Below are 15,492 nucleotides of genomic sequence, written 5' to 3'. Positions count from 1 at the left end.
ATGAACAGACGAGACGCACTTAGAAAAACAGCCCTATTCGCAGGATCGGCAATAGCCGCCCCGACAATACTTTCCATGCTTCAATCCTGCGCCAAGCAGGATAGACTGACTTGGCAACCGGTCTTTTTGAATGAAGATCAGACGAGGTTTATCTCCTCATTTGTAGATACCATCCTGCCAAAGACCGAAACACCGGGCGCTTTGGATGTGAAGACCGATATCTTTATGGACTTGGTTTTTGCCAAGACCTACAACAAAGAAGCACTGAATAAATTGGTGGCGGATATTGAAAAGTTCAATGCTGACTGCAAATCCACCTATGGCGATGTCTTTGCTGACCTGAGTCAGGAAGACAAAACTGCCTGCCTCAAAGCCGCTGAGGCGAGTTCCCCGAAATTCAATCCAAGGGTTTGGGGTACTGCCGTCGGGGACCAGGAACCTGTTGGTTTCTACCGTTCACTGAAGGCCATGGCAATTTCCGCATACTTCTCTTCCGAGGAGATTGGCAAAAACGTCCTCAGCTATGATCCTATCCCGGGAGAATACCTCAGCTGTATTCCCCTCTCCGATGTGGGAAATACATGGAGTCTATAAAAAACAAAAACCGTCGAAAGGCGGTTTTTTTGTTTGAGGTGTTTTTGGGCAAAGGCTCTTAACCTTTGTGGGAAATTGGCATTTATTAAAGATTTCAGGGCTACGCCCCTCTGGGTCCGTTTTTAATTTTGTTTATTACAAAAATTTGAGGGCTAGGCCCCCTTTGTCTATCAGAATTGTTCTTGATTTGAAATCCATTGGGATATTCATCAAATGGGAAGATTGAAGAGCAGGTATCCCGATTCTTTTCAAGGGGCATAGCCCTACCATCTTCGTAGCAAGAATTTATGAAGGGAAAAACGCAAGGGGCGTAGCCCTGCGATCTGTCATTCACGCGTATTTGCCAAAGGTTTTTTAAGATTTCAGGGCTACGCCCCTCCTGGGTCCGTTGTTGATGTTGTTTATTACAAAGATTTGAGGTCTATGCCCCTTGATTTATCCGATGGCTTTTCTTCTATCAATTTCCGCTTTCTTCATCTGGGACAGCCTATCAAGAGGCGGTCCCTTTAGCGTTTGAATAAAACTGTCTAGCAATTCGCTAGATATGATTTCTAGGGTCATATTGATAAATATAATAAATTAAGCAGTGGGGGATTTTAAAAGTGGTGGTTCAATTGAACCTCCTTGATAGTATCATATGATGCTATCAAGATAAAAGCGTTATTCTTTTAAACGAAAAAAATTCTAGGAATTGCCTCCATATTTCCTTGGGTAAAAGGCTATATTGGGATATTGGGATCAAGATTATCTGGATCTTAAAAGAGGAAAGTTATATTTTGCCTAGTTGGAGCCAAGTTCCCCGGCTGCAAATAGTCTTCTAATTTCTTTTTTGTCAAATTTACCCACACTGGTTTTTGGGACTTCATTGATAAAAATATAATCTTTGGGAATCTGATATTTCACGAAATCTCTGGATAAAAACTCAATCAATTCTTCCATTGAAACTTCCCCTTTATTGTCCACCAAGACTATTAATGCCAAAGGTTTTTCTACCCATTTTTCATCAGGTATCGCAATTACAGCCGCTTCTCTAACTTTGGGATGAGCCATCAATGCAGATTCCAGCGCGACACTCGAGATCCATTCGCCGCCACTTTTTATAAGGTCCTTGGTTCTATCTTTGATTTCCATATATCCATCTTCATCGATCGTGCACACATCGCCTGTTTTAAACCAACCATCTTCTGAAAAGCTTTCATTATTATTGGTTTTAAAATAGGAACTTAGAGTCCATGCCCCCTTAACGTGTAGTTCTCCCATAGTTTTGCCATCTGTTGGAGCTAAAGCCCCATCATCAGTAACAATCCTTAATTCCACACCGGGAAAGGCAATACCTTGTTTGGCACGAATTTCCATTTTTTCATTTTCAGATAAATGCTCATGCTTTGGCTGTATTCGACTTACAGTTCCCAGTGGAGAGGTTTCGGTCATTCCCCAAGCCTGAACACCTTTTATTCCAAAGTCTTTTTCAAAACCCTCAATTAGGCTTTTTGGAAGTGCGGATCCCCCGACCAAATATTCTTGAAGCACCAATTTTTCCTTTGGTGGATTCAATTTCATTGCATGATAGACACCTAGCCAAATGGTTGGAACGCCGTTGGCTTTGGTCACTTTTTCTTCTATAAGGATTTTGATGAGATCATCAGGCTGTAAATTAGAAGAGGGGAGTACCATATTTGAACCAGACAGGAGACACAGGTATGGAAAACCCCATGCCATCACATGAAATTGGGGTACGATCAAAAGAACGGTATCCCTATTGCTAAAATTTCCTGCATTTGGGGACATAATTGTGGAGGCGTGTAAAAATGTTGACCTATGAGAATACAAAACTCCTTTTGGCAAACCTGTAGTTCCACTCGTGTAACACATGCCGCAAGCGTCATTTTCATTTAGTTTGGGCCAGTTAAAATCTTCCGATTGATCGGCTAGCAATTCTTCATAATGCAAGGTATTAGGCAAAGTGGTTACAAAGTCTTTAGGTGCATTCAATAATATAAAATGTTGCACAGTTTCTAGAAGCGGAGCTATTCTTTCTAAAAGAGGAACCAATGTGGCATCAACAAAAATTACTTTATCCTCCGAATTATTGATAATATACTCTATTTGATTGCTGGACAAACGGATATTTATAGTCTGACATACGGCCCCAATACCGGAAATCGAATAATATAACTCTACATGGGGACCATGATTCCAAGCAAAAGTTCCTACCATGTCACCTTTTGCTATTCCCAATTTATGGGTTAATGCATTGGCTAACTTTTTACAACGCCTGTACAGATCCCCAAAACTATATTCATGTCGGGTTCGATCTGGTAAATAAGTTACTATTTTTTTATGGTGATAAACACTGTTTCCATACTCAAGAATAGTATTAGTAGTGAGCGGGTAATCCATTATTAGGCCTTCCATTCTTAAAAATTTAGATTATTGTTTTTTATCCTATATGCTGCATTCAATTATATTGCTAAAATCGCTTCAGACTGTTCTAAAATCTCCATTCGAATTTATTCATATTCTAAATATAACCTCATTTCTATACTTATTTTAATTCTAATAATTCGATCGGGTATTTTCGTTAATCCACTGTTGTTCAGTGTTGAAACGAAAAAGCAATTGAGAAATTTCTATTGTAGTAGTTGCGATTCCGCCCCTCAGTATGAATCCCGGGAATTATCAAATTTTATAAGAATAGTGGTCGCTTTCGAGAGTCAAATCTTTCAATCAACAAGAAGGTTGAAGCGGGCTAAAACCATTGATTATACTACTACAACAGCTATTCTTTTTCCATCCATCTTGGTAATTATTAAAAGGATATTCCTTCTCTGAAAGGTTCATATTAGTCATGGTGAAAAAATAGATGTAAAAAATTTATGATCTGATGGCATGAAGCCATCCGACTGAATCCATTCTGGGGATCAGCGTGAGAATGAAAACTGGTTGGTTATCCTGCTTCCGGAGAAGCAGGATAGTGGGAGATTTCCTGCTTCTGGAGAAGCAGGAAAACCAAAAAAGCCATCCAACCAAGACAAATCCGTGGCTTTGCGTGAGTAATGTTTCAAAAAAACAACCCTTCCAATATCTTAGAAGGGTTGTTCTTATTATTAGCTGTGTGATATAAAGATTTTAAATATCCTCTTCAAATTCATCATCCTCAGCATTACCCATGTCGAACATCGAGCTGAAAAGGTCCTTGAACTGCATCCCAGTGTCGAGCATTTTTTTGCTGAGTTGGCTGTACTCGGCAAGTCCATGAAGGGCAAACTCCATGAAGAATTCTTTTTCTTTTTCAGGAAGTGCTTTAACTTGTTTGGTTACGATATTTTCAAGTCCCGGAACCTGATGCAGGAGTGTCTTGTACTCTTTGTCGCTTTGTGAAGCCAATAAATCCAAGGTATTTCCTTCCCCAAACCACGAAAGCGGTAGGGTATAGAGGTTATTTGCTTTCTCTTTTTTCTTTTGTTCGGGAGATGGGAAGAAATCAGTAAATAAGGTTCGGATGGCTTTGCCGATCAAGGTATAGGCCACAAGCCCCGCACCTTCCTGTTCGCCTTCGTAGACCAATTCGACCTTCCCGGTGATGGCAGGAATGACGCCGATCAGATCAGAAATCCGGATGACAGTATTTTCCTCATTGTTCATATAGATCCTTCTTTCGGCAGCGGAAATGAGGTTTTCGTAAGCAGAGATAGTCAGTCGGGCAGAAACCCCACTTTTCTCATCCACATATTCGCTCTTTCTTGCCTCCACGGCGATCTGCTCGATGAGGTCTTTCATCAGCATCGGCACGTGGATTTTATCAACAGGTTTTCCGTGCAATTTTGCTTCCTGCGCAGTGATTCTTTTGCCGATCTCGATGCTCTTGGGATAATGCGTGATGATCTGACTTTCAATCCTGTCCTTGAGTGGAGTGACGATCGAACCTCGGTTGGTATAATCTTCAGGATTGGCCGTAAATACAAACTGAATATCTAGCGGCAATCTCAATTTAAATCCACGGATTTGGATGTCTCCCTCCTGCAGGATATTGAAAAGTGCCACTTGAATCCTCGCCTGAAGATCGGGGAGTTCGTTGATGACAAAAATTGAGCGGTGGGATCGCGGCACGAGTCCGTAGTGGATGACGCGCTCGTCGTTATAGGAAAGCTTCATCGTCGCGGCTTTGATCGGATCGACATCACCGATAAGATCGGCCACCGATACGTCAGGCGTCGCAAGCTTTTCGGTATATCGGTCATCTCGGTGCCACCATGAGATGGGCGTATGGTCTCCTTTGTGCTGAATGAGTTCTTTGGAAAAAGTAGTCAGAGGAGCAAAGGGGTCGTCATTGAGTTCGGATCCTTCGACCACAGGAATATACTCATCCAACAAGTGCGTCATCTGCCTTGCAATCCTCGTTTTGGCCTGACCGCGGAGACCAAGGAGGTTGATATTATGTCTTGAAAGAATCGCCCGCTCAATGTCAGGAATGACAGTGTCCTCATAACCCCAAATGCCTTCAAAGACATTTTCTTTGTTTTTGATTTTGTAGATCAGGTTTTGGCGGAGTTCTTCTTTGATGGTTTTGGATTGGTAGCCGGCGGCTTTGAGTTCGCCAAGTGTTTTTATCTTCAATAAGTCTTTTCCTGTGAGTTTGATGTAATCCATGTGTTAAAATTTTTTGGTTCGGTTTCTTTTATAATCTTCAAAAATCAGGTCTCCAAGACCCTTGAGGCTACTGTAATAGGCATTTCCGTTGTTGACTTTGGTAAATTCCTTGACAAATTCCTTCAGGTAAGGATCCGAAGCAATCATAAATGTGGTAACAGGAATCTTCAGCTTGCGGCACTGCGCGGCCAGCTTCAGGGTTTCATTCAGTATTTTGCTATCGATGCCAAAGGCATTCTTGTAGTATTTAATCCCAACTTTGAGACAGGTAGGCTTTCCGTCGGTGATCATGAAAATCTGCTTGTTGGGGTTTTTTCTCTTTCTCAGTAGGTCCATTGCCAATTCCAATCCTGCGACAGTATTGGTATGATATGGCCCAACTTGGAGGTATGGCAAATCTTTGATTTCGATCTGCCAAGCGTCATTGCCAAAGACTATGATGTCGAGGGTGTCTTTTGGATATCGGGTTTTGATGAGTTCGGCGAGTGCCATGGCGACTTTCTTTGCTGGCGTGATCCGGTCCTCACCATACAAAATCATGGAATGCGAGATGTCAATCATCAGCACGGTTGAAGTTTGAGAACGGAACTCGGTTTCGACGACTTCCAAATCATCTTCAGTCAGCAGGTAGTCTCCACCAAAACCATGGTTGACCTGTGCGTTTCTGATCGAATCGGTCAGCGCGATCTGATCGAGGTTGTCCCCAAAATTGTAAGGCCTGCGGTCGGTTCCTTTTTCCTCTCCCTGACCGGAGTGCGTGGTTCGGTGTTGGCCGCCTTTTCCGCGCTTGAGTTTGCCGAATATTTCTTCCAAAGCACTTTTCCGTATTGTTTGCTCTGCTTTGGAAGTGACCTTAAATTCTCCTTTTTGGTTTTCTTCAGTGAGGTAGCCTTTGGTCTTGAGGTCTTCAATAAAATCCCCGATACCGTAGCCCGGATTGGTCATGTTGTAGCGCTTGTCCAGATTGGTCAACCAAGACAAGGCTTCCGCCACATCTCCGCCTGTCATCGTCACGAGTTGAAGAAAAATATTGAGCAGGTTTTCGAAGGTGTTTTTCTCCGGGTCGTTGGGCGGTACGTACTGTGTAAATCGAAATCCTTTCATAGCAGTGACATAACACAATCAGACCAAAGCTGGTTTGGATTCGGGTAAAAATAATTGGGTGGCGTTAATTTGTTTAACTGGTTAATTGGTTAATTTGTGAGGAGGTTAAAGGGTATGAGTTATTGGTTAATTGATGAAAGGTAAGAGGTAAGAGGCGGGTTTGTTAGACTATTTTCTAATACCGATCCTGTTGGGTAAAGGCGCCCCTGCACCAATGCCATTGTTTTTATGGGTGCGATTGGAGGATTTATTTTCTCAGGGTTTATAGGATTGTTTACCGGAGCAATTATTTTCACACTTGGCTATAAACTGACAAAAGCATGGCTAAATTCTGAAAATGAGGAGGTCCATGAAATACAAATTATTGAATAAAGAAGGATTATATCAAAATGATACTCCCGGTTCTGTTGCCCTATTTTTCTTGATTTTTATGGTGATGCAACAATTCACTTTAAATTTTTGTTAATAAAGTCTAAATAAAAAATTAATAGCCATGAAAAACTACCTATTTCCGGTCTATCTAGTTACTGGTGTCTTGATCATTTATGTCACAGCCATTCAGGTAAGTCTCAACACATCATTGATCCTATTTGTATTTTCTCTTTCTCCTGCACTAATCCTTTGGATGGTATATCGTGTCCTCACCGCAGATGTAGAGGTGACTTCTACTTTCGAAGAAAAATGGTATGAAGATCAATAAAAGGATCAAAGTATCAGGTAAAGTTCAAGGCGTTTTCTTTCGGAATAGTGCCCAACAAAAAGCCTTGGAATTTGGGATTAAAGGATGGGTGCGAAATGAATCAGATGGAACTGTCTTGATGGAAATAGAAGGTGGTCCGGACGCAATTTTAAAAATGGAAAACTGGTTAAGACAAGGTCCTCCTCTAGCAAAAATTCAATCAATCGAAATATTCGAAGGCGATCCTTTGGGTCACACTGGTTTCATAATCTTAAAGTAAATTATACAACTCGAAAAATATAATTCCAAATTTTTTCCCCCCCAATCAAGAAATCAATACTCATGGAGATTTTTATCCTCTTATACTTTCTGCGAAAGTTTAGTTCATTTATGGGATAAAAAAATATATTTTTTGTCCTGCTGATCACGCGGACCGGCGCAGAGCAATTATCAAGAATAAATTAAGGGTACACCGAAGGAAAAAATAATATCAATTACAAGTTCCTGCAGTAAAAGTGAGCACTCCTGCATTGATGGCCACACAGCTATTTCCGTAAGTTTTGTTGTCGCAACCGCATACAGGATCGTAAACCAAGATACACGCAGCATCTTTTTTAATCTTGGTAGGATCAATACACCCGTCAATGATGGTCTCAGCAGGATTGTTTTCTTCACACTGAAATGAAAAAAGCAAAATGGCTGATAATGTTATGAATAGTGATAAACTCTTTTTCATTTCAAATTATTCTTAATATTTTTATTACGTTGCTACACAAGAAATAGCCACATAAATTCAGAATATTTTCATTGGTTTCTATTCGGAAAAAACAATTCTCAAATCTTTATTATTTAGATCTTAATTTTTATATTTATTCCCATTTATCTCGCAAATAGTGTAGTTAACCATTACGCGCATGTAATCTTTTATGGTAATCCTTGGCCTAAATTACTATTTTCATGATTCTACTGCTTGTATTGTAGTAGAAGGAAAGCTCGTCGCTGCAATAGAAGAAGAGCGTCTAAACAGAGACAAACATACCAAACTTTTTCCTGAATTGGCCATAAACCGTTGTTTAGAAATCGCAAATCTGAATTATAAGGACATCGATCACATCGCCGTATCCATAAAGCCAAGCTATAATCTTGCCAAGAAGTTGCTTTATGGTGCAACTCATATCAGGACAATCCAGCATTTCATCAGTCATGAATTTGTCCATTCTTACAGAAAACAAAAATATTTTTGGAAATGGTATGCCGGTATTTTTGGATCCAAAACAAAAGGTCCTAAGGTCCATTTCATTCCCCATCACTTTGCCCATGCTCCGGGTTCTTTTTTTGTTTCACCTTATAAATCAGCCGCCCTTTTGGGTATAGATGGATCAGGGGAGTGGGCCACTACTTGGCTGGGCAAAGGCGAAGGCAACAAAGTTGAAGCCTTTGGAGAAAGCTTCTTTCCACATTCATTGGGCTCATTTTATGAAGCAGTGACTCAATTTTGTGGTTTCAAGACCAATTATGATGAAGGCAAAACCATGGGACTCGCTCCGATGGGAGATCCGGAAGTATTCAAAAAGGAAGTTGAAAAGATTGTTTCTATCGACAAGGAGGGCAGGGTAAAACTAGATTTGAGCTATTTTAACTTCCAAAACATGCAGTATAATCCGCTGAAATTTTCTCATCTATCTCCAAAATTTTTAAGGGTTTTTGGAACTCCGAGAAGACCGGGAGCGGAATTTAAAAATCACCATATGGATGTTGCTGCTGCTTTTCAAAGGGTTTTGGAAGACAGTGTTCTTGAAATATGTGAGATACTCCACCAAAAAACCAATGCCCAATACTTGGTAATCTCGGGAGGTGTTTCTTTGAACAGCGTCATGAATGGCCGTATCGTCCGCGAAAGCAAATTCAAAGATGTCTATGTCATGCCGGCCGCTGGAGATAATGGAACAGCGATAGGGGCCGCTTATTACCTATACAATGGAATACTTGAAAATAAAAGGAATTTTGTTCACATGAACCCTTATGTGGGCACAAGCTATAGCAATGAACAGATTGAAAAAATCCTCACGGGCTGCAAGCTAACCTATAGTCGGCATGATGATATCTGTGAAGTAGCGGCAAGTTTGTTGGAAAGTGGAAAAATTATAGGATGGTTTCAAGGTCCGATGGAAATCGGTCCGCGGGCTTTGGGGAGCAGGAGTATCCTTGCCAATCCTGCATTTCCTGATATGAAAGCCAAAATTAACTCTGAAATCAAATTCCGAGAGGCTTACAGACCATTTGCCCCTTCAGCAATCGTCGAAGCCAAGGACTTGTTTTTTGACTTAGAAGTCGAAGCCCCATTTATGCTTAAAGTATGTAATGTCCTCAAAGACAAGCAAAGCGTGATCCCTTCCGTCACGCACGTCGATGGAAGTGCGAGATTGCAAACTGTCAGAAGAGAGCTTCATCCGAGGTATTATGATGTCATCAAAAAGCTTGGTGAAAAAACAGGCGTACCTGTAGTACTCAATACAAGCTTCAACATCCAAGGCGAACCTGTTGTCGAATCCCCAAAAGATGCCATCAGGTGTTTTTATTCAACAGGACTTGATGCGTTGATCATTGGAAATTTTGTGGTATATAAAAAAACAGTTTCTGGGGATATAATCCAGTCGCAAATGGAAAGCAGTTTTGCTATCGGTAAAAGCTAAAAGTCCCTTGGTAGTCAACAAAATCCAAAGATGTAAGGCTCTTTGGGTTTTGTTTTTTACTTTTGGTACATGGCAGAGAAAAAATGTCCCCATTGTGGGAATTGGTCGGCATGGTCAGGAATTATGACAGAGGCCTGTACTTCTTGCGGAAAACCTTTGGGAGGTAGAGACCTGGAATACCATATCAATAGAGAAAAAGATAAGAAAACAAACGCTGAGAACTGGATATTTTTTATCAAAGAATCTGATAATACCTTTGTCAAATATGCTAAAATCGTGGGTAATTTTTTCTATACCATTTACATGGCCATCATCACCTTTTTGGTTTGGCTGATAGCGATGTTGCCGGGATAATGACTGTTTTCAAAAATCCCTACTTCATTTTCCCCTGTATTATTTTTTGGGCAAATCAATATTTCGAAAGGATACATCACCTATTTATCCCTTTTGTCCATGCGTATTTGGATGACCTGATGGCGATACCCGTAGTCCTCGGAATCACTCTTCAGGTTTTTAGGTGGATTCATCCTTCAAAGGATCAGTTTGTTTTTACTAAAAAACAAATCCTTGTCGGTTGGCTATATTTTTCTTTTATGTTTGAATTTGCCCTTCCAAAATGGTCAACTACGTATACTTCCGATATTGTTGATGTGATTTGTTATGGTATTGGTGCAGTATATTTTTATAAATTCATCAATATATTTGAAACAAAGCCATGATTTCCCTCCAAGTTCTTTTTCAAGAATATTCCAAAAAACTACAGTCAATTTATTCCAAACAGGAAGCAGAAAGTCTGGTTTTTTGGCTTTTTGAAGAATTCCTTGGCAAAAAGAGAATGGATATTTTGAAGAATGACACCTTAGAAAAAATACCGTCAGATTTGTCGCTAGCCATTGAAAAACTGGTTGAAGGCATGCCCATTCAATATATCTTTGGCAAAGCTCCTTTTTACGGAAGGGAGTTTGAGGTTTCTCCGGCGGTGTTGATCCCGAGAAATGAGACTGAGGAACTTGTACACCTGATTATTAAAGAAAACCCAATAGAAGGATTGAGAATCCTGGACATCGGAACCGGATCGGGATGTATTCCGATTACGCTTGATCTGGAAATGAATGCTCCTGTATTATTTGGTATTGACATCAGTGAGGAAGCTTTAGAAATCGCCCAACGGAATGCCCTCCTGCTTCAATCCAAAATAGAATTCAGTCAATTGGATATTCTCAAGGACGATCTTTCTTTTAAAGATATGGATATCATCGTCAGCAACCCCCCTTATGTCCGGCATTCCGAAAAAGAACTGATGCATACCAATGTATTGGCCCATGAACCTCATCTGGCATTGTTTGTCTACGATGATGATCCATTGCTTTTTTATAGAATAATCAGCCAAAAAGCGAAGATTTCACTTAAACCCGGTGGAAAACTTTATTTTGAAATCAATGAGGCGTTGGGGATCGAAATAATTAATCTGTTAAATGATGAGGGCTATAAAGAAGTAAAACTGCTTACTGATTTAAACAATAGAGATAGATTCATAGCTGCAGTTTTTTAAAAATATTTATAAATATTTTTGAAAATGATGTTTCTTCATCAAATCTTCATTTAAGCGCCTTTAATTTACTTCCATATTAAACAATAAAATCATGAAAAAGACAATTTTAATTGCCCTCACTTTCTTTTTCGGATTTGCAGGAATGGCGCAGACCGAAGAAAAAAAAGATGTAAAAGTTCAGAGAGTTGAAAAAGAATTGCCTGAACAAGCAGCAAAAGGTGCTGAAATAAGTAAAATGGCGACTACACTTGAAGGTGGTAAAGAAAAAGGAATTTCTATTAGCAGCGCAGCAAGAAAAAGTAGCATGGGAAGAAATACCGTGGGTGCTGAGAATGCTGAAAAGGCAAACGATAGAGCTGCTCTAGGTTCAGATAATGCGGAGAAAGGGATCGAAATCTCTGAAAATGCAAAAAGCAGGGCTAATGCTCCGGTAGAAAGACCCACTCCACAAAACGGAAGGCCAACTGTTGTTCCTGCCAATAGACCCAACACCCCTATTGTCAGACCGAATACGCCTGTTAATCCTAACAGACCTTCTACGCCTTCACCCACAAGACCTACGCCTCCTTCAAGGCCAACTCCTCCTACGGGTAATCCAGGCGGAGGCATATAATACTTTTTTGGAAGCGTCCCAGGTAAGGATCGCTTCCAATTCCTTTTGGATTAATATAATCCAAACTTAAATTAGAATTAACGCTTAACACCCCAAACATGAAATTCAAATTAAGTTTGAACTTGATATTGTGTTTTCTTTTTTCAGTAAATTCATTTGGACAAGAACCTGATTCTACTGCAAAAGAAGAAAAAGAAGCTGTGTATGATTTTTTGATAATAAACGGCAGGTATCAAAACACCTTTACTTTCTTAGGAAGGGATTTTGGGCAGACCATTCCATTTGGGGCCTTGGATATCATGTATTTCTTTAATTCCGGGCTATACTTCAATATTTCATCATTCAAATTCCTACAGGATGAAATTCCTTTTCAATATGGAGCGACCATAGGATATACTACAGAATTCTCGCAAAAAACTGATTTTAATATAAGCTATTCACAGTTCTTTGTCGGCCAATCCAGTGGCGTTTCCGGAATTGAAAATATGGGCTATCTGCAGACCACCTTTGGATTGGACTGGGGGATAATGTACTCTACAGTCCAACCTCAGTTTCTATTCAACGAAAAAAATGATTACTTTATAGGAAGTCACCATTCCAGATACTTTGAAATTGATCAAAAGTTATTCAATATTCTGACACTCTCCTTTGAGCCCAAATTCTCCATATTAGCAGGAACAAGCAGGTTTTATCAGATAGGATACGATGGGCAGATGGAAAATGCTTTACTTGATGAAACTGAAAAATTCCAATTATTAAGCACTGAATTTTCTCTTCCTATTAAACTTGCTAAAGGGAGTTGGGAAGTGGAGTTTCAGCCTAGGTATGTGATACCTATAAATCTGCCTGAGTATGATTTTTCCACTGAAAGGTTTGTATGGGGTTTTCAATTATCCTATGCGATCCCTGTAAAAAAAGATAAACCTTAAAGCTATGCGGGTATTATTAGTAGAAGATGAGAGAACATTAGCCAGCGAAATACGCACATATTTGAAATTAGAGGGTTTTGTATGTGACCATTCTGCAACATTCGCTTCTGCCTCTGAAAATATTGCGGTTAATCCTTATGATTTTATATTGCTTGACCTTGGACTTCCTGATGGTGAAGGTTTAGACTTGCTTTATGAAGCAAAAAAATCACAAAAAAATGTTATTATTATTATTCTGACTGCAAGGTCAGAAATCAGTGACCGTGTAAAGGGACTTGAAAAGGGGGCTGATGACTATCTTGCTAAACCTTTTTCTTTGCTGGAGCTCAAAGCGAGGATGCAGGCAATCATTAGAAGAAAAAGCGGTTGGGTCAAAGAAGAAATCAGCATTGGAAATTTTACTTTGGATTTGGGAAACAAAACAGTCAGTTTTTCAGAAAATCATATTTATCTGACGAAAAAAGAATTTACCGTACTCCACTTTTTACTGATCCATAAAAACAGGGTTATAAATAGGTTCCAGATTGCAGAACACCTTTGGGGAGACACAAATGAGGATGATTATCAATCCAATTTTATTGATGTCCACATCAAAAATATCAGGAAAAAATTAGGTGAATATGCGGCTGTTGATTGGCTCGAGACAATAAGAGGTATAGGTTACAAAATCCAGGCATAAAATGCAGCTAAGTTCGAAAATGATTTTATATAACCTGCTGGCCAAAGGAGTGATCCTTTTGGTTTTTTTGATGTCAGGGCCTTTTTTTCTTAAGTATTTTGCAGTAAAAAACACTGATAACCGACTGCTTGAAAAAAGAGAACAGGTATTGGAAATAATCCGAATTCAGGGCTTGGAAAACTTCTTTTTGGAGGAAGATTACAGTAGTGGGTTTGGAAGCTATAATATTTTAAAAGAAGAGTACATTCTTTTAGAACGGATTGCTGAACCCTTTCTGGTAGACACCATCTACAACGAGGAGCGAATTATTGAAAATGAATCTGTTACCTACCGTGTCTGTTCTTATGTGTTTTCTTCTAAAGGAGAATACTTCCTGTTAGAAATTGGAAGAAGTCTCGAAACAATCAAGGATATAGAAAAAATCATTTTTCGTATCCTCTATATCACTTTTTTTATCTTTTTGTTGCTTACGTTTTTTTTAGATACCGCTTTTGGTAAGTGGCTGGTAAGACCTTTCAAGCAAATCGTGGAAAATAAACTCCTTCACATAAAAGAACCACAACAATTCCAATACAGTCCTATCGAGACCTCCACAGACGAATTTCGTTTATTGGATGTATCTCTTTCAGATATGATGAAAAGAATACAAAAAGCTTTTAATCAGGAACGGGAATTCATTTCCCACGCATCCCATGAATTAAAAACGCCCTTATCCATTTTACAGTCAAAGGTGGAAGGTTTTTTCAACCAGGATAATCTCAATCAGGATCAAATGGAGAAACTGATTGACATGCAATCTACAGTTCAGAAGATGAAAAAAATGGTCAATTCACTGCTTTTGATATCCAAAGTAAGCAATGCCCAGTTCTTAAAATCCGATTCTGTAGTGCTTCAAAATCTCCTTCTTGAACTTTATGAGGAATGGAAACCTATGGCAGATGAAAAAAACATAATCCTTTTACTTGAAAAAAACGATCATTTTGAATTTACCACCAATGAGTCTCTTTGTACGATGATGGTACAGAATGCTTTGGTAAATTCGCTTAAGTATACTCCTGAGGGAGGTCAGATCAAGATGTCAGGAGTAAATTCTACAATGGGATATCAAATCACCATAGCAGATAATGGACCTGGCATATTGGAGGACATAATGGATCAAATCAAAGAGGGAACAGTTTTTTTAAAAAATGCAAGCAAAGACAAGTCAGGGTTTGGTTTACAATTAATCTACAAAATCGGTCTTTTTCTTAATATCAAGGTACAGATTGATACCAAGCCTACGGGGACAACCGTGTTTTTTAATTTCAATAAAATCATTTAGTTTCTAGACAAATTCCCCTATCCAAAAATTCCCTTTCCCTTTGATGATGGTGGTTCCTTCTTCTACCTCGATAAAGGTGGCGTACTTGACCTGAACGATCTCATTTCCCTCAGGATTCTGTATTTCCAAAATCGTCCCTTCAGGAGCATGGAGCTGGATTGAAGTTTCAGGAAACCATTTTTTGAATTGTCCATTTTGGATTGGGAAATAGCGGATGGGACCATCCCATACAACAATATCCAAAAACTCCAACATCGGTTCAAGGTCAAATACCTTTAAATGGTCAAGTCCTATAATATTCACCGCGCCATGTTTGGAAGCAATCAGGTATTGAAGTCCTTCATCAAGGAACTTGTCTCCTTGGACACCCAAAAACTTTACAGGGTATTGCTCTTCGAGAAGATGGTAATTGCTCTTTTGAAATTCCATTTCAGCCAAAATCAAATCGATTTTGATACCCCAAGAAAGAACAACCGGAACAGCTTCCTGTGCTACCAAAAGCGTGGGAACCCATTCCAACAAGGGTGCAACTTGGTCAAAACTGATTCCGGCAGTATTCAAAATCAGCAAAGCCGGCTCTTGTTGTTCTTTGACAAAATGGTGGGAGGACATAAGGGATTGGAAGGTTGGAAAATTGGAAGGTTGGAAGGTTGAAAGATTGGAGGTATTAATGATTTG

Annotated in this window: 15 protein-coding genes; 10 read left to right on the top strand and 5 right to left on the bottom strand. The window is 39.6% G+C overall.

Features of this window, described 5'->3' with window-relative positions:
• A complete protein-coding gene (locus M3O96_RS20000; protein ID WP_249723768.1) occupies positions 1 to 594 on the top strand; it encodes a gluconate 2-dehydrogenase subunit 3 family protein in 594 nt (197 codons plus the stop codon).
• Between the two features lie 780 nt (positions 595 to 1,374).
• Here the strand turns inward: M3O96_RS20000 and M3O96_RS19995 are convergent.
• From M3O96_RS19995 to M3O96_RS19985, 3 genes are all read right to left on the bottom strand, one after another.
• On the bottom strand, positions 1,375 to 3,009 hold the full coding sequence (locus M3O96_RS19995) for a long-chain fatty acid--CoA ligase (RefSeq protein ID WP_249723767.1): 1,635 nt from the start codon (positions 3,007 to 3,009) through the stop codon (positions 1,375 to 1,377).
• 714 nt (positions 3,010 to 3,723) lie between these two features.
• Positions 3,724 to 5,244: a P-loop NTPase family protein gene (locus M3O96_RS19990; RefSeq protein ID WP_249723766.1), complete on the bottom strand. Its 1,521-nt coding sequence runs from the start codon at positions 5,242 to 5,244 to the stop codon at positions 3,724 to 3,726.
• Between the two features lie 3 nt (positions 5,245 to 5,247).
• Positions 5,248 to 6,348, bottom strand: a complete 1,101-nt coding sequence (locus M3O96_RS19985) for a vWA domain-containing protein (RefSeq protein ID WP_249723764.1) — start codon at positions 6,346 to 6,348, stop codon at positions 5,248 to 5,250.
• Between the two features lie 493 nt (positions 6,349 to 6,841).
• Between M3O96_RS19985 and M3O96_RS19980 the strand changes: the two genes are divergently transcribed.
• Positions 6,842 to 7,048 (top strand): hypothetical protein, encoded by a 207-nt coding sequence (locus tag M3O96_RS19980; RefSeq protein WP_249723763.1) that lies wholly within the window; start codon positions 6,842 to 6,844, stop codon positions 7,046 to 7,048.
• Positions 7,035 to 7,307 (top strand): acylphosphatase, encoded by a 273-nt coding sequence (locus tag M3O96_RS19975; protein WP_249723762.1) that lies wholly within the window; start codon positions 7,035 to 7,037, stop codon positions 7,305 to 7,307. The genes M3O96_RS19980 and M3O96_RS19975 overlap by 14 nt, the downstream gene beginning before the upstream one ends.
• Positions 7,308 to 7,517: 210 nt before the next feature.
• Here M3O96_RS19975 and M3O96_RS19970 read toward each other — a convergent pair whose 3' ends face one another.
• Positions 7,518 to 7,763 carry a Kazal-type serine protease inhibitor family protein gene (locus M3O96_RS19970; protein ID WP_249723761.1) on the bottom strand — a complete coding sequence of 82 codons (246 nt, stop codon included), beginning with the start codon at positions 7,761 to 7,763 and terminating at the stop codon, positions 7,518 to 7,520.
• A gap of 190 nt (positions 7,764 to 7,953) precedes the next feature.
• Here M3O96_RS19970 and M3O96_RS19965 point away from each other — a divergent pair, with 190 nt between their 5' ends.
• From M3O96_RS19965 to M3O96_RS19935, 7 genes are all read left to right on the top strand, one after another.
• Positions 7,954 to 9,720, top strand: a complete 1,767-nt coding sequence (locus tag M3O96_RS19965; RefSeq protein WP_249723760.1) for a carbamoyltransferase family protein — start codon at positions 7,954 to 7,956, stop codon at positions 9,718 to 9,720.
• 69 nt (positions 9,721 to 9,789) lie between these two features.
• The gene (locus tag M3O96_RS19960; RefSeq protein WP_249723759.1) at positions 9,790 to 10,074 is read left to right on the top strand and encodes a hypothetical protein; all 285 of its coding nucleotides are present in this window, start codon (positions 9,790 to 9,792) and stop codon (positions 10,072 to 10,074) included.
• A gap of 361 nt (positions 10,075 to 10,435) precedes the next feature.
• Positions 10,436 to 11,272, top strand: a complete 837-nt coding sequence (prmC, locus tag M3O96_RS19955) for a peptide chain release factor N(5)-glutamine methyltransferase (RefSeq protein ID WP_249723758.1) — start codon at positions 10,436 to 10,438, stop codon at positions 11,270 to 11,272.
• A gap of 91 nt (positions 11,273 to 11,363) precedes the next feature.
• Entirely contained in the window at positions 11,364 to 11,885 is a 522-nt protein-coding gene (locus tag M3O96_RS19950) for a hypothetical protein (protein WP_249723751.1), read from the top strand.
• Positions 11,886 to 11,983: 98 nt separating this feature from the next.
• Complete coding sequence (locus tag M3O96_RS19945; protein ID WP_249723749.1) at positions 11,984 to 12,814, top strand: hypothetical protein; 831 nt, start codon at positions 11,984 to 11,986, stop codon at positions 12,812 to 12,814.
• Positions 12,815 to 12,818: 4 nt separating this feature from the next.
• Positions 12,819 to 13,493: a response regulator transcription factor gene (locus M3O96_RS19940; protein WP_249723747.1), complete on the top strand. Its 675-nt coding sequence runs from the start codon at positions 12,819 to 12,821 to the stop codon at positions 13,491 to 13,493.
• A 1-nt stretch (position 13,494) separates the two neighbouring features.
• Positions 13,495 to 14,814 carry a sensor histidine kinase gene (locus M3O96_RS19935; RefSeq protein WP_249723745.1) on the top strand — a complete coding sequence of 440 codons (1,320 nt, stop codon included), beginning with the start codon at positions 13,495 to 13,497 and terminating at the stop codon, positions 14,812 to 14,814.
• Between the two features lie 3 nt (positions 14,815 to 14,817).
• Here M3O96_RS19935 and M3O96_RS19930 read toward each other — a convergent pair.
• Positions 14,818 to 15,492: hypothetical protein (locus M3O96_RS19930; RefSeq protein WP_349630863.1), on the bottom strand; the 675-nt coding region annotated here is incomplete at its 5' end.

Source organism: Aquiflexum sp. TKW24L (assembly GCF_023502205.1).
GTDB lineage: Bacteria > Bacteroidota > Bacteroidia > Cytophagales > Cyclobacteriaceae > Cognataquiflexum.
Note: the sequence above shows the minus strand (reverse complement) of the source record. Positions and strands in the feature narration are given on the sequence as shown.

What these genes read in the sequence shown, in the direction of transcription:
- M3O96_RS20000 (WP_249723768.1), top strand. Translation starts at nt 1, where the DNA reads ATGAACAGACGAGACGCACTTAGAAAAACAGCCCTATTCGCAGGATCG.
- M3O96_RS19995 (WP_249723767.1), bottom strand. Translation starts at nt 3,009, where the DNA reads ATGGAAGGCCTAATAATGGATTACCCGCTCACTACTAATACTATTCTT.
- M3O96_RS19990 (WP_249723766.1), bottom strand. Translation starts at nt 5,244, where the DNA reads ATGGATTACATCAAACTCACAGGAAAAGACTTATTGAAGATAAAAACA.
- M3O96_RS19985 (WP_249723764.1), bottom strand. Translation starts at nt 6,348, where the DNA reads ATGAAAGGATTTCGATTTACACAGTACGTACCGCCCAACGACCCGGAG.
- M3O96_RS19980 (WP_249723763.1), top strand. Translation starts at nt 6,842, where the DNA reads ATGAAAAACTACCTATTTCCGGTCTATCTAGTTACTGGTGTCTTGATC.
- M3O96_RS19975 (WP_249723762.1), top strand. Translation starts at nt 7,035, where the DNA reads ATGAAGATCAATAAAAGGATCAAAGTATCAGGTAAAGTTCAAGGCGTT.
- M3O96_RS19970 (WP_249723761.1), bottom strand. Translation starts at nt 7,763, where the DNA reads ATGAAAAAGAGTTTATCACTATTCATAACATTATCAGCCATTTTGCTT.
- M3O96_RS19965 (WP_249723760.1), top strand. Translation starts at nt 7,954, where the DNA reads ATGGTAATCCTTGGCCTAAATTACTATTTTCATGATTCTACTGCTTGT.
- M3O96_RS19960 (WP_249723759.1), top strand. Translation starts at nt 9,790, where the DNA reads ATGGCAGAGAAAAAATGTCCCCATTGTGGGAATTGGTCGGCATGGTCA.
- prmC (WP_249723758.1), top strand. Translation starts at nt 10,436, where the DNA reads ATGATTTCCCTCCAAGTTCTTTTTCAAGAATATTCCAAAAAACTACAG.
- M3O96_RS19950 (WP_249723751.1), top strand. Translation starts at nt 11,364, where the DNA reads ATGAAAAAGACAATTTTAATTGCCCTCACTTTCTTTTTCGGATTTGCA.
- M3O96_RS19945 (WP_249723749.1), top strand. Translation starts at nt 11,984, where the DNA reads ATGAAATTCAAATTAAGTTTGAACTTGATATTGTGTTTTCTTTTTTCA.
- M3O96_RS19940 (WP_249723747.1), top strand. Translation starts at nt 12,819, where the DNA reads ATGCGGGTATTATTAGTAGAAGATGAGAGAACATTAGCCAGCGAAATA.
- M3O96_RS19935 (WP_249723745.1), top strand. Translation starts at nt 13,495, where the DNA reads ATGCAGCTAAGTTCGAAAATGATTTTATATAACCTGCTGGCCAAAGGA.